Origin of the sequence: Exiguobacterium sibiricum 7-3 (assembly GCF_000620865.1) — a bacterium.
GTDB lineage: Bacteria > Bacillota > Bacilli > Exiguobacteriales > Exiguobacteriaceae > Exiguobacterium_A > Exiguobacterium_A sibiricum_A.
The window spans coordinates 1275960-1289101 of record NZ_KK211190.1; the positions used below are offsets into that span (position 1 = coordinate 1275960).

Below are 13142 nucleotides of genomic sequence, written 5' to 3' on the forward strand. Positions count from 1 at the left end.
TTGAGGGACCCGAGATACATTCGGGTCTCTTTTTTGTTAAGATGGAACTTGAGATGCCATATGTATAAGATATGGGTGGTTAAAGGTGGAGATGAGTCGTGGAAAAGAAGTTTGTTGTAGTGGATTTAGAGACGACCGGACATTCGATTAAATCCGGCGATGAGATGATTGAAATCGGAGTGGCAGTAATTGAAGATGGTCAGATTACAGATCGTCTGTCGGCATTTGTCCGTCCACAAAAACCGATTCCGCCGTTCATTTCTCAATTGACCGGCATTACGGATGAGGACGTGTCGCAGGCGGAATCATTCGCGACCATTGCACCGCGTGTACTCCAATTACTCGATGGTGGGGTGTTCGTGGCACATAACGTGCAGTTTGATTTGACCTTTTTGAACGAAGCATTAGAAGAAGAAGGCTATTTGCCGTATTCTGGTCCTGTCATCGATACGGTTGAGTTAGCAAGGATTTTATTACCGACTGCCGAAAGTCATTCCTTGTCCCATTTGACGGAAGCGTTACAACTGACGCACCATGAAGCACACCGGGCCGGGAGCGATGCAGAGGCAACGGCAGAATTGTTGCTCCATCTACTTACCCGTCTACAGGATTTACCGCTCGATACGTTACGACACTTACGTCGTTTAGCCGGAAAGCTGTTTAGCGCGATTGAACAGGAGATTGACGAAGCGATTCAAATGGTGGGACTGGAGCCGGACGACCGTTTTGATTATTTTCGTAAGCTGGCTTTAAAGAAACGAACTGAACCGGAAGAATGGATGGAGCGGACAGAACTGGAACCATTCAGTCCGTTTGTCGACCGGTTAAATGAAACGGTCTTCCCGCAACTGTTCCCTGGATATGAACCACGTATGGGACAACTTGAAATGATGCGTCACGTCTATCAATCCCTTGACCAAGAGACACCATTACTGGTCGAGGCGGGAACGGGAACCGGAAAATCACTTGGGTATCTTGTACCGGCGGCGCATTATGCGATTGAACATGAAACGCCGATTATCGTCAGTACGCACACGATTCAATTACAGGAACAGTTATTTGCCCGGGATCTGCCACTTTTACGTCAATTGTTTGAAGCACCGGTCGACATCACCTTATTAAAAGGCCGCAGTAATTACATGGACCTACGTAAGTTTGAGTTTTTCCTCAGCGAGACGGAAGAACCATATAACTTCACGCTCGCTAAAGCAATTTTGTTAGTCTGGCTGACGCAGACCGAGACAGGAGACTTGGAGGAAGTCAGTTTACCCGGTGGAGCAGCGCAAGGCAATATCGCCATCAAACAACTGATTCAGTCGGACAGCCAGTCGCAACTTGGACGGTTTGACCCGTGGTACAGCCGTGATTTTTTCCATCATGCCGTCCGACGGGCGAAACAAGCGACGATTATCGTCACGAACCACGCCTTGTTATTTAGTGATATTCAATACGAAGCCGGAGTCTTGCCAAAGGGGTGTCCGTTGATATTAGATGAAGCGCATCAAATCGAAGAAGTGGCCAGTCATCATTTTGGATTGGTTTTTGATGGACATTCCTTTGATCGGATTTTCAGACAGCTTGGATTCTCTTCGGATAAAAAATTATTGACGCGCTTGATTAGTTTATCGGATCAATATGATTTGACGGAGTTGGTCGAAGCGCATAGTGAAACGATCGATGAGACGTTGACGGCACTGCTCGAAGAAGCGGACGGACTGTTAACGATCATTCAGGCCTATGGTCTTGAACTCGCTTCACGGAAAGAACGTCGCGAAGGACGGGTCACGGTTCGTTTCAAACGACTGGATCATTCGATGCGTGCCGTGCAGGAGAGCGCAAAACGGGTCGAACTCGTCTTAAGACGTTTACGGCAAGCCATTCGGGCGATTCATAAACTGTTCCATGATCAACGCGAACATATGAGTTACCGCGAGCGCTCGATCGTAGCCGATTTGAAGGCCGTCATCGGTCAATTGGAAGAAGTCGAACAGGCGATTTTTGAGACGATGCTCGCGCCACACGATGAGACGGTTTCCTGGATTGAAACGACAGCTAAAAATCGGAAATTGACCCGGATTTATACGCAACCGATTGATATTTCAGACCGTCTGCACCGGGAAGTATTTTCGAAACGGACCTGTATCTTAACGTCTGCGACCTTGACGGTTTCGAATAAGTTCCAGTTCATCGAAAAACGACTTGGACTATCGGAACTCGAGACACGACGGTTCATCGTCCCGTCGCCCTTTGGCTATGCAGAAAAAGTCCGGCTGATGGTCCCGACAGATTTACCGTTATTGCAGGATGTACCGCAAGCGACGTATTCCGAAGTCATCGCGGATGCGATCATCCGAATTGCCGAAGTGACCGAAGGACGGATGTTGGTGTTATTTACATCAAACGAAATGTTGCGCCAAACGCATGATGCGACAAAAATGGCCTTGCCAGAACGGTTTACGCTGCTTTCCCAAGGAATCACCCAAGGGTCACGACAGCGTCTGATGAAACAATTTAAACAGCTCGATGCCTGTATCCTGTTCGGTACAGCTAGTTTTTGGGAAGGGGTCGACGTTCCGGGTGACGATCTGAGTTGTCTCGTCATCGTCCGCCTGCCGTTTGCACCACCCGATCAACCAATTGTTCAAGCGCGCTCAGAGCAGATTGAACAACAAGGGAAATCATCGTTCTTTGAATACAGTTTGCCGCAAGCCATCATTCGCTTCAAACAGGGATTTGGCCGATTGATCCGGACGACGAACGATCGGGGTGTCGTCTTCATTTTTGACCGACGCATCGAGACGACACGTTACGGGAAACGGTTTGTTTCCAGTCTGCCCAATGTCCCGCTTTTAGCGCAACCGCTCGACGAATTAACGGCTGAGTTGGAATTGTTCTTAAATGAGACGGATTGAGTCTGTTAAAATAAGCATTATCGCATTATAATAGATGTAGAAAAATGAGGGAGGATATAAGATGGATTCGAAAATCGAGACGCTAGCAACCGTCAAGGTCAACCGGCATGACGATACGTACAAGATTGTAGACTTATTGAATCGCACGTTAAAAACAGAAGATTTGATGTTTGGTCTGGCACTGGACGAAAAAGATAAGGAGCAGATGGTCTTTACCATCTACCGCACATGAAGTGGAAGATCGTCATTGGTCTGATCGGCTTCATCCTTTTGATTACGCTCCTCGGTACGGGTGTGTATCAATTCACCGTCGCTGAGGCAAAAGAACGTGAACAAACCGTCGCCGTACAGGCGGAATCACGTTTGAAAAAAGAATTGGCACCGCAACAGACTCAATTTGATTATGTATTTAATGGAAAAACCCAGTATAGTGTCTTTACGATTAAACAGGATGGTCAAGCATTACGGGCCTTCGTTCCTAAAAAGGGTAAAATCGAGACGAGACGTGTCAAGGATGGAATGAAGATTGCCGATGTCATTCGACAAGCCGGCAATCCGGAGAACATCGTTTCAGCGAAATACGGTTTTGAAGACCGGGCGCTGATTGAAATTGTCACTAAGACGACGACCGGATACGATTATTCGTATTATACCTATCAAGAAGGGTCCTTCATCAAACGATTACGGATCAATTAAAAAAGGAGTGGACAGGATGTTATCGAAACGGGTACAACAACTGACACCGTCAACGACACTGGCGATTACTGCAAAAGCGAAAGCATTGCGTGAAGAAGGACAAGACATCATCGGACTCGGTGCGGGCGAACCGGATTTCAACACTCCAGAATTCATCATCCAGGCGGCCTTTGCGGCAGCAGAAGCGGGCGATACGAAATACACGCCGTCCGGCGGAACGGTTGCCTTAAAAGATGCCATCATCGAAAAAACCCGCCGTGATTTATGGGTATCATATGACCGCTCGGAAGTCATGGTCGCTTCCGGAGCGAAGCATGCCTTATCGACATTGTTCCAGGCAATTTTAGATCCGGGCGACGAAGTCATCGTCCCGGCTCCGTACTGGGTCAGTTATCCGGAACAAATTAAACTGAGTGACGGTGTTCCTGTCATCCTCGAGACGACGGAAGCATCACGCTTCAAAGTAACACGTGACCTGCTGGAACAACACATCACACCGAAAACAAAAGCACTTGTTTTAAATTCACCTTCGAATCCGACCGGTATGGTCTATACGAAGGAAGAACTTGAAATGGTCGCAGATGTTGCGATGACACACAATTTGCTTGTCATCAGCGATGAAATTTACGAAAAGCTGTTATACAACGGTGTGACGCACTTATCCATTGCGACGTTACCCAATATGCGTGAGCGGACGGTCATCATCAACGGCGTTTCGAAATCGCATGCCATGACAGGCTGGCGGATTGGTTATGCCATCGGACCGAAAGATATCATCAGTGCGATGACGAACCTGGCCAGTCATTCGACTTCCAATCCAACATCCATCGCGCAAGCGGCATCTGTCGCAGCCTATGCGGAAGGTGATGCGCCGGTTGAGGCGATGCGTGTCGTGTTTGAAGAACGTTTGGAACAAATTTACGACCGGTTGATTCAAATTCCAGGCTTAACCTGCCTGAAGCCGGAAGGTGCATTTTACCTGTTCCCACATGCATTACGGGCAGCCGAAATGTGTGGATTCTCGAATGTCGATGACTGGTGTACAGCGGTCTTATCGGAAGCGAAGGTCGCCCTGATTCCGGGATCCGGCTTCGGCGCACCAGAATATGTCCGGTTATCGTATGCGACAGATCCGAAACGGGTACTTGAAGCATTAGACCGGATTGAAGGATTTATCACGGCACATACGGCCGTTTAATAGAGAGAGGATGTTGACTTTTGAAAGCAATGATTCGGGATGTAGAGAAACACGTAGGCGAGGAAATCACGATTGGTTGTTGGCTCGCCAATAAACGTTCGAGCGGGAAAATTGCGTTTCTTCAATTGCGGGATGGCTCAGGCTTCATGCAAGGAGTCGTCGTCAAGGAAACGGTCGGGGAAGATTTGTTCAAAACGGCTAAAGGATTGACGCAGGAAACATCGATGTGGGTGACAGGTGTCATCAAATCGGATGGTGGACGGACAGCAATCGGTCATGAAATGGAAATCACAGCGATTGAAGTGATTCATGAAGCAATCGATTATCCGATCACACCAAAAGCACACGGAACGGACTTCTTAATGGATAACCGTCACCTCTGGTTGCGCTCAAAACGTCAACATGCCGTCATGGTTGTCCGGAACGAACTGATTCGGGCGACATATGAATTCTTTAACCAAGAAGGGTTCATTAAAGTCGATCCTCCGATTTTGACAGGCAGTGCACCGGAAGGGACAACTGAATTGTTCCATACGAAATATTTTGACGAAGATGCCTACTTGTCACAATCCGGTCAACTCTATATGGAAGCAGCCGCGATGGCACTCGGCAAAGTCTTCTCATTTGGCCCGACATTCCGTGCCGAAAAATCAAAGACACGCCGCCACTTGATCGAGTTCTGGATGATGGAGCCGGAGATGGCGTTTTATGATCACGACATGAATCTCGAAGTTCAGGAAAACTATGTGTCACATCTTGTTCAATCGGCTTTGAAAAACTGTCGTCCAGAGCTCGAGTTGCTCGAGCGTGACTTGACGGTTCTCGAAAACATTCAAGCCCCGTTCCCGCGTGTAAAATATACGGAAGCGATTGACATGCTGAAAGAACAAGGCTTTGACGATATCGAATTCGGCGATGATTTCGGTGCTCCGCATGAAACGGCAATCGCCAACACGTTCGCGCGTCCCGTCTTCATTACACACTGGCCAAAAGACATCAAACCATTCTACATGAAAGAAGATCCGGAAAACCCGGGCTTCGTGTTATGTGACGATTTGATTGCGCCGGAAGGGTACGGAGAAATCGTTGGTGGTTCACAACGGGAAGAAGACTATGAGAAGCTGCTTGCCGGTATGAAGGAACATGACCTGGATGAAACCGGTGCTTACAAATGGTACTTGGAAACACGTAAATATGGATCAGTACCGCACAGTGGTTTTGGTCTTGGTCTTGAACGGACTGTCGCCTGGATCACAGGAGTCGAACACGTCCGCGAGACGATTCCATTCCCACGTCTGCTGAACCGATTGTATCCGTAATAGTGATCGAAATCGACCCATCCCTCGGACGGGTCGATTTCTTGCTTACAATAAAGAATCGAGGAAGTATCATGGATCATAATTTAATTCAGCTGTTTGAGGAAGGAACGGTTGTCCTCCCTAAACGATTGTTTACAGAAGCTAAACGTCTTGGAATCAGTTTTGTTGAGTTTACACTGATCGGACAATTGTTTGCCTGTCGCGCCGAAGGGATGGAGATGCCGTCACCAGAGGAACTCAGCAACCGGCTCGGACTTTCGGAAACGGAAACGATTGAGACGACACTTGGACTGCTTCAAAAAGGATTACTCGCGATGGAGAATGTCGCCGGCTCGGAACGTTATTCCCTGGTGCCGCTTTATGAAAAGTTAATGGCACCACCGGAACAGGAAGCGCCAAATTTCGATACGATCAATCCATCTGTCTTCCAGCATTTTGAGCGTGAGCTTGGGATGATGTCACCGTTTCAGATGGAACAGATCATTCAATGGCTAACGATTGAAAACATTGCAGAAGAGCTTGTTCTTGCTGCCTTACGGGAAGCCGTCTACCATAATGTCCGGAAGATGACGTACATCAATCAAATTTTACGGACATGGGAACGAGAAGGTATCAAAACGCTCGAAGATTTGGCGACGAGAGGGAGCTGACGGGGATGTTACGAAAAGCAGACATTGAACGGATCGAATCGACACTGGAAGAGATGTTTCCGGATGCCTTTTGTGAATTGGTTCACCAAAATCCGTTTGAACTCGTCGTTGCCGTGGCTCTCAGTGCGCAAGCAACAGACGTATTGGTCAATAAGGTGACCCCGGGGCTATTTGCCGCGTATCCGACTCCGAATCAGTTGGCTGCAGCGCCGGTCGAAGAGATTGAAGAAAAAATCAAACGGCTTGGGTTGTATCGCAACAAAGCAAAAAACATTAAAGCGCTAGCAGAGCAATTGCTGGTGTTACATGATGGTGAAGTTCCGACGGATCGCGCAGGGCTCGAAGCCTTACCGGGAGTCGGACGAAAAACGGCGAACGTCGTCTTGTCTGTTGCATTTGACGTGCCGGCGTTTGCGGTTGATACGCATGTCGAACGGGTGTCAAAACGTCTCGGCATCTGTCGGTGGAAGGACAATGTCACGCAAGTCGAACAGACCTTGACGAAACGGTTTAAGCGAGAGCGGTGGTCGAAGCTGCATCATCAGTTCATCTTTTTTGGGCGATACCACTGTAAGGCGCAACGGCCAAACTGTCTGGAGTGCCCGTTGCTCGACATGTGCCGGGAAGGGAAAAAGCGGACAAAAGGATTATTGCCGCCGCTTGCGGGGGAATGACAAAACAGCGTCCTGCCACTTTTGGCAGGACGCTGTTTTTGGTTAAAAAATTATCCGTTCCACGGTGTATCGGACCATTCGCGGCGTTTTTTCGTGATCGGAACCTTTTTAAAGCCCCAGTTGCGGAAATCCTGATCGGGACTGTCACGGCGAATGTAAATCTTATTTTTGATGGCTTTGAAAATTCGGTTTTCGTCCCCATAATGGACAAACCGGGGTTTCACCTCAATCACGCCACGTCTGACGCGGGAAAGAGGGAGACAGACAAGATCGGCAATCTCAAGACCAGATTGGTAGAGGTCGCTATCCTTTTCAGCAAAAATAAAGCCTTTGATTTTTTGACGGCTTTTCTCCACGTCCAAATGAACGGTCCCGGAGTTGAAGATATCAAAAAATGCTTTTTGAATCAGCAGATTCTGATAATCATCCCGACTTTCGAGCACGACCCGGGCGCTTGTCGCTTCCGTTTCTTCAAGGAATGCGTAAAACGATTTCATCAGGTGGGCAAAGGCAACGACATACGGATCTTTCGGTGTCGAATAAAATTCCTGTAATTTTTGTTTATCGACTTCAACGCTGACAATCGTACAATCGATGTCGACTAAAAAGTCCGGTAAGGCAACCCAAAAATGACGTAACATATCAATCGTGATGCCATCTTCCTTGCCATACGGATGTTCCGCCTTTAAGATTTCTTTCAGATGAAGCGGAATGTGCGGATCTTCGAAAACAGACGATTTGAATTCCATCAATCGTTTGCGTAATGGACTGGGTTCACCGGTTTCGTCTGAGTCGATGGCATACTTATATTCCATCAAGACGCCGGTCAGATTAAATTGGGTATTTCCTTTTGGTGTTCCGGTCTCATCGACAAACATGACATATTTTTTGGGTGTTGAGTTTGTAGTCCTAGGAAATCCTTTGACATCAACGTTTTTCACGTTTCTTGGTTCTCTTTTATTCAAGCGAATCTCCTCCAATTGCACACATACTGCACACTTTTATTAAGACCAAGCACATCTGTTACCTCTTTATGTAACTTTACACTGACACGGCTATATAAATCCATGGTTATTGCACAACTTGCATGACCAATCTTTCCTGGACACTGTTCCGTTGACTTCGCCAAAGCATACGAGAGGATTGTTGCTTTTTTTGTTCATCGCATTTAAAGCGGGTTCGGACTGCCCGTTTACCGGTAATAGGGTTCTTTTTTTATATTCGTCATATAGCTTCTCCTTCCTGCCTGATTATGACAGTGGGGATATTTTTCGTAAAATTGACGATGGACCAAACGGCACAACATCTAAAAAAATTAAGAAGAGTAACGCGATGAAGTGAACCAAACATTTACTCAAATGGGAGTAGCTTTAGAAAAAGACACATGATGTTTCTAGTTGGAAAAGTAATGAGCAGCTTGGTAGAGGAGGGGGGAGCACGTTTTAACCAGACTATTTTCATACAAAAAAAGCCGTCAATTAGACGGCTTCGATGTTACCATTCAAATCCTTCTTCACTGTAAGATCCATCAGAATTAAAGAATTTTTCTTCTGTTTTACCATTCACGGTATTCGTATAAATGACATATACATCGAGATTATCGAACTTATCAGCCATTTTTTTAGCGGCTGTACGGGCTTCAGCCTCATTCGTGAACGATTCAGTCTTATCTGCTTCACGATGGTTCTCTACACCGTGTTCTTCATAACCTTCTACTGACCACATTTTTTTTGCTGACATAAACAACATCCTTTCGTAGCAAAGCAGGTTGTGTACCGCTTTGCTGTTTATCATTATGCTTGGTTTGATGAAAATTAGTCAATTCATCATACATACAATCATTCTAAATACGCAAAAATCATAAGGGAAATCAGCTCATTTGCCAATCTATACTCTCAAACTGTTAACCAAAACATGTCATCTAGTTATCAGATTACATATTCAGAATGTCCATTTTAGATCCGGGATTACGTGACGAAAAATAGAGTTCCTTTGATTATTGCATCAGTTGATCGATATAACGGACAGACTTGATGGTTTCGTTAAAGCGTTTTAAACTGGTTTTCGGTTGGAATGCCTGAACGGACAACTGTTTCAGCTGATCAACGGCACTCTCGACCATCGCCGGGCGCAAATAAGGACTGTTCTGTGCATTTTGTTGCCAGGCTTCAATCAGGACGTCTGCTTGCGCGACGAAGGGGATGACATCGGTTTGAAAGTCATATTCCTGACCATTTCGTCCAGCTTGGTAAATCCGTTCAATATCCTGAAGTAACGGTTCTATTGTCATTTGTTTTTAACTACTCCTCTCGGCCGATACGATACAATCACATATCATGGTACAATAAACGCGTTAGGAGGGGAATCGTTTTGAATTACCCGAATGGTAAAAAATTTCAAAAACCAGTAGAACCGCATGGTATGGCGATCCGAAGTGCACGCTCCAAGGGATCGACTTTTTCAAATCGCGGAATGAAGCTTGAAAAACTCATCAATGAAAGTAATATGTTTTACTTGACGCATAATCGGGCAATCATTCACAAGAAACCTACCCCTCTACAAATCGTCCAAGTTGATTATCCGAAACGGTCGGCTGCCGTCGTCAAGGAAGCGTACTTCAAGCAACCTTCGACAACAGACTACAATGGTGTGTACCGCGGAAAATACATCGATTTTGAAGCGAAGGAAACCAATCATAAAACATCCTTCCCACTAAAAAACTTTCATACCCATCAAATCGAGCACATGCGTCAATGTATCGCACATGGAGGAATTTGTTTTGTCATCATTCGATTCAGTATGTATAATGTGCAATATGTGTTATCTGCCGAGCATCTGTTCCCATGGTGGGAGCAACTGGAAACGGGTAGAAAATCGATTCCGCTAGACGAAATCGAACGGCACGGGAAAAAACTCGAGACAGGTGCGTTTCCTGCGATTGATTATTTACCGGCAGTGGACGAGTTATATTTCACTTGAGAAACTTTACAGATTGAAGGAGAAGGATAGCATATGGAAAGAAGTCGTGTCGCACGTCGTGAAGAGACGAAGACGTCAGCCAAACAAACGAATCGGACAAAGCGTCCGAAAAAGAAAAAAACAAGCGGTTCCGGTGGTAAAGGTCCGCTTTGGAAAAAGCTTTTATTAATCGCTACAGGAGTATTTATCCTGATGATGATTGCGGGTGGCGGGTTCGCGGCATATGCCGTTGCGACCGCTCCGGAGCTTGATGAATCAAAGTTACGTGATGCGCTCCCGCTAAAGATTTATGCGAGCAATAAAGAAGAGATTAAAAAGGGTGGGACGAGTCGGGAGTATGTGTCGATTAAAGAAGTTCCTGATGTTGTGAAAGATGCGTTTATTTCAATCGAAGACCGGCGTTTTTATCAGCACAACGGAATCGACTTCCGTCGCTTAGGCGGCGCCATTATTGCCAACATCACAGATGGATTTGGTTCAGAAGGCGCTTCGACCATTACGCAACAGGTCATCAAACAATCGTTTTTAAGCTCAGACAAGACCATTACCCGGAAAGTCCAGGAACAATGGTTAGCGATTCGTCTGGAACGGGACTACACGAAAGAACAGATTCTTGAAATGTATTTAAATAAAAACTATTACGGTCAAGAATCGTACGGTATTCAGACGGCGTCAAAAGCCTACTTCAACAAGACGGTCGATAAGCTGAACTATGCAGAAGCTGCGATGCTTGCCGGTCTACCGCAACGTCCATCGGCTTACGATCCGATTCAAGGAAGTCCGAAGTTAACGAAATGGCGTCAGACACAGGTTCTTGATGCCATGTTGACGACAGGTGTCATCACGCAACAACAACGTGATAAGGCAGTCGATCAACCGATCTCAAAATTGATTGATCCGGCACCGAAATCAAAAGACGATGCGGCTTACGACAGTGTCATCTTTGATATGGTTTCGCAAGAGCTAGAAGATGTGTTTGGTTTAGAAGGCAAGGATATTTACGGCCAAGGATTAAAAGTCTATACATCCATCGATAAGCCGATGCACGATTATATGAATGAAGCTATTAAAAAAGATCAGATTGTCCAGTTACCGGATTATGCGGAAGCAGCGGCAACGGCAGTTAATACACAAACGGGTGAGATTTTAGGAATCGTTGACGGGAAAAAGCCTGGTACAGGTACTGCGCGTCGTAACTTTGCCAAAGAACCGCATCAACCCGGCTCATCAGCGAAACCATTTTTCGCATATGGACCAGCCATTGAAAATGAGAAATGGTCAACGGCTAAAATGCTGACGGACCAGGAAACAGAAGTCAACGGCAAAAACATCGGCAACTATTATGACGGTTACCGTGGAACTAATACGATCCGCCACTGGCTGAAGATTTCTGCCAATACGCCTGCCATTCAAACGTTCCAACAAATCGGAGGCGACACGGTCGAAAGTTTTGCAGCTAAGTCTGGATTAGGCTTACAAAAAGATGAATCGATTTCACCGGCATATGCAATCGGTGGAATGAAACACGGATTCAATACGACACAAATGGCTTCTGCTTACGCCACGCTTGGTAATGGCGGTGACTACATCAAACCGCACATCATCAAAACGATTGAATACAGTGACGGCTCAAAAATCAAATCACCTGTCAAACCGAAAAAAGCGATGGAAGATTATACAGCTTACATGTTAACGGATATGTTGCGTGATGTTCTCAAACCGGGTGGGACGTTCCCAAGTGCTGCTCTTGCCTTCGACGCAGCAGGTAAAACCGGAACAACCAATGCCTATAAAGATGTTTGGTTTGCCGGTTACACATCAGATGTCTCGATCAGTGTCTGGACCGGAACAACTAAGTCGGGGAACAACAACGAGTTAGGTTTGAGCGGACCGACAAACAGTACAATGGCACAAAATATTTGGAAAGATTTCGTCACAAAAACACGTGACCGGACTCCTGCGCCATTTGAACAACCAAGTTCTGTCCTCAGTATCGGGGAAGAACTGTATGTCAAAGGGACAAAAGAACCGGTTGTCGAAAAAAAGGCAGTACCAGCTCCGACTGGCTTACAAGCATCTTACAATGAAGACTCGGAGTCTGGTGAACTGACCTGGAGTTATAATGATTCAGCGCTTCGGACTAACGGCTATGACAGCGTGTCGTTTGAAGTATCAATGACTGACCCGGACGGAAAACAATCGGTGCTTGGCACCAGCTCTACGAATCGGATCGGAATTAACCGACTTGATCCGGGGCGGACGACATTTACGGTTGTTGCGAAAGCGTCTGGTGAACAGTCGGGTCCCGTTTCAACGACTGTGACGGTTGCAGACGTCGAAACGGATCAGCCGACAACGGACGAACCGGCAACGGACGAACCGACAACGGATGAGCCAACGACGGACGAACCGGCAACGGATGAGCCAACAACGGACGAACCGGCAACGGACGAACCGGCAACGGATGAGCCAACGACGGACGAACCGGCAACGGATGAGCCAACGACGGACGAACCGGCAACGGATGAGCCAACGACGGATGAACCGACAACAGATCAGCCAGCGACGGACGAACCGGCAACGGACGATCCAGCCTCAAGCGACGGAGCATCTACTCAGTCGGACCGAGGAAATGCATCGAACGGTAACCAAGGGCGCGGTCAGGATAATGCGCCCGCCGATCCACAATCAGAATCAGAAACGCAGCAATAACG

Annotated in this window: 12 protein-coding genes; 9 read left to right on the forward strand and 3 right to left on the reverse strand. The window is 46.8% G+C overall.

The features are described from left to right. Window positions 1-98: 98 nt before the first annotated feature. The 7 genes from dinG (at window position 99) to nth (ending at window position 7449) form a co-directional block, all read left to right on the forward strand. The gene (dinG, locus tag P402_RS0107385; protein ID WP_026828095.1) at window positions 99-2912 is read left to right on the forward strand and encodes an ATP-dependent DNA helicase DinG; all 2814 of its coding nucleotides are present in this window, start codon (window positions 99-101) and stop codon (window positions 2910-2912) included. Window positions 2913-2973: 61 nt separating this feature from the next. Then, the gene (locus P402_RS16850; RefSeq protein ID WP_012370646.1) at window positions 2974-3144 is read left to right on the forward strand and encodes a YpmA family protein; all 171 of its coding nucleotides are present in this window, start codon (window positions 2974-2976) and stop codon (window positions 3142-3144) included. Next, window positions 3141-3608, forward strand: coding sequence for a hypothetical protein (locus P402_RS0107395; protein WP_026828096.1), 468 nt, complete (start codon window positions 3141-3143; stop codon window positions 3606-3608). Before P402_RS16850 ends, P402_RS0107395 begins: the two co-directional genes overlap by 4 nt. Window positions 3609-3624: 16 nt before the next feature. Further along, window positions 3625-4806, forward strand: a complete 1182-nt coding sequence (locus P402_RS0107400) for a pyridoxal phosphate-dependent aminotransferase (RefSeq protein WP_026828097.1) — start codon at window positions 3625-3627, stop codon at window positions 4804-4806. 29 nt (window positions 4807-4835) lie between these two features. Beyond that, the gene (gene asnS / locus P402_RS0107405) at window positions 4836-6125 is read left to right on the forward strand and encodes an asparagine--tRNA ligase (RefSeq protein ID WP_326931778.1); all 1290 of its coding nucleotides are present in this window, start codon (window positions 4836-4838) and stop codon (window positions 6123-6125) included. Between the two features lie 71 nt (window positions 6126-6196). Beyond that, complete coding sequence (locus tag P402_RS0107410; RefSeq protein ID WP_026828099.1) at window positions 6197-6775, forward strand: DnaD domain-containing protein; 579 nt, start codon at window positions 6197-6199, stop codon at window positions 6773-6775. A gap of 5 nt (window positions 6776-6780) precedes the next feature. Continuing rightward, a complete protein-coding gene (gene nth, locus P402_RS0107415; RefSeq protein ID WP_026828100.1) occupies window positions 6781-7449 on the forward strand; it encodes an endonuclease III in 669 nt (222 codons plus the stop codon). 50 nt (window positions 7450-7499) lie between these two features. Here nth and P402_RS0107420 read toward each other — a convergent pair whose 3' ends face one another. The 3 genes from P402_RS0107420 to P402_RS0107430 form a co-directional block, all read right to left on the reverse strand. Next, window positions 7500-8327 carry a DUF3800 domain-containing protein gene (locus P402_RS0107420; protein WP_034770188.1) on the reverse strand — a complete coding sequence of 276 codons (828 nt, stop codon included), beginning with the start codon at window positions 8325-8327 and terminating at the stop codon, window positions 7500-7502. Between the two features lie 616 nt (window positions 8328-8943). After that, window positions 8944-9189 carry a hypothetical protein gene (locus tag P402_RS0107425; RefSeq protein WP_026828102.1) on the reverse strand — a complete coding sequence of 82 codons (246 nt, stop codon included), beginning with the start codon at window positions 9187-9189 and terminating at the stop codon, window positions 8944-8946. Window positions 9190-9445: 256 nt separating this feature from the next. Beyond that, entirely contained in the window at window positions 9446-9739 is a 294-nt protein-coding gene (locus P402_RS0107430) for a DUF1798 family protein (protein ID WP_026828103.1), read from the reverse strand. Between the two features lie 74 nt (window positions 9740-9813). Between P402_RS0107430 and recU the strand changes: the two genes are divergently transcribed. After that, window positions 9814-10428, forward strand: coding sequence for a Holliday junction resolvase RecU (recU, locus tag P402_RS0107435; RefSeq protein WP_026828104.1), 615 nt, complete (start codon window positions 9814-9816; stop codon window positions 10426-10428). Between the two features lie 33 nt (window positions 10429-10461). Beyond that, the gene (locus P402_RS16310; protein ID WP_051525128.1) at window positions 10462-13140 is read left to right on the forward strand and encodes a transglycosylase domain-containing protein; all 2679 of its coding nucleotides are present in this window, start codon (window positions 10462-10464) and stop codon (window positions 13138-13140) included. The last annotated feature ends 2 nt before the right edge of the window (window positions 13141-13142 follow it).

What these genes read in the sequence shown, in the direction of transcription:
- P402_RS16850 (WP_012370646.1), top strand. Translation starts at nt 2,974, where the DNA reads ATGGATTCGAAAATCGAGACGCTAGCAACCGTCAAGGTCAACCGGCAT.
- P402_RS0107395 (WP_026828096.1), top strand. Translation starts at nt 3,141, where the DNA reads ATGAAGTGGAAGATCGTCATTGGTCTGATCGGCTTCATCCTTTTGATT.
- P402_RS0107400 (WP_026828097.1), top strand. Translation starts at nt 3,625, where the DNA reads ATGTTATCGAAACGGGTACAACAACTGACACCGTCAACGACACTGGCG.
- asnS (WP_326931778.1), top strand. Translation starts at nt 4,836, where the DNA reads ATGATTCGGGATGTAGAGAAACACGTAGGCGAGGAAATCACGATTGGT.
- P402_RS0107410 (WP_026828099.1), top strand. Translation starts at nt 6,197, where the DNA reads ATGGATCATAATTTAATTCAGCTGTTTGAGGAAGGAACGGTTGTCCTC.
- nth (WP_026828100.1), top strand. Translation starts at nt 6,781, where the DNA reads ATGTTACGAAAAGCAGACATTGAACGGATCGAATCGACACTGGAAGAG.
- P402_RS0107420 (WP_034770188.1), bottom strand. Translation starts at nt 8,327, where the DNA reads ATGTTTGTCGATGAGACCGGAACACCAAAAGGAAATACCCAATTTAAT.
- P402_RS0107425 (WP_026828102.1), bottom strand. Translation starts at nt 9,189, where the DNA reads ATGTCAGCAAAAAAAATGTGGTCAGTAGAAGGTTATGAAGAACACGGT.
- P402_RS0107430 (WP_026828103.1), bottom strand. Translation starts at nt 9,739, where the DNA reads ATGACAATAGAACCGTTACTTCAGGATATTGAACGGATTTACCAAGCT.
- P402_RS16310 (WP_051525128.1), top strand. Translation starts at nt 10,462, where the DNA reads ATGGAAAGAAGTCGTGTCGCACGTCGTGAAGAGACGAAGACGTCAGCC.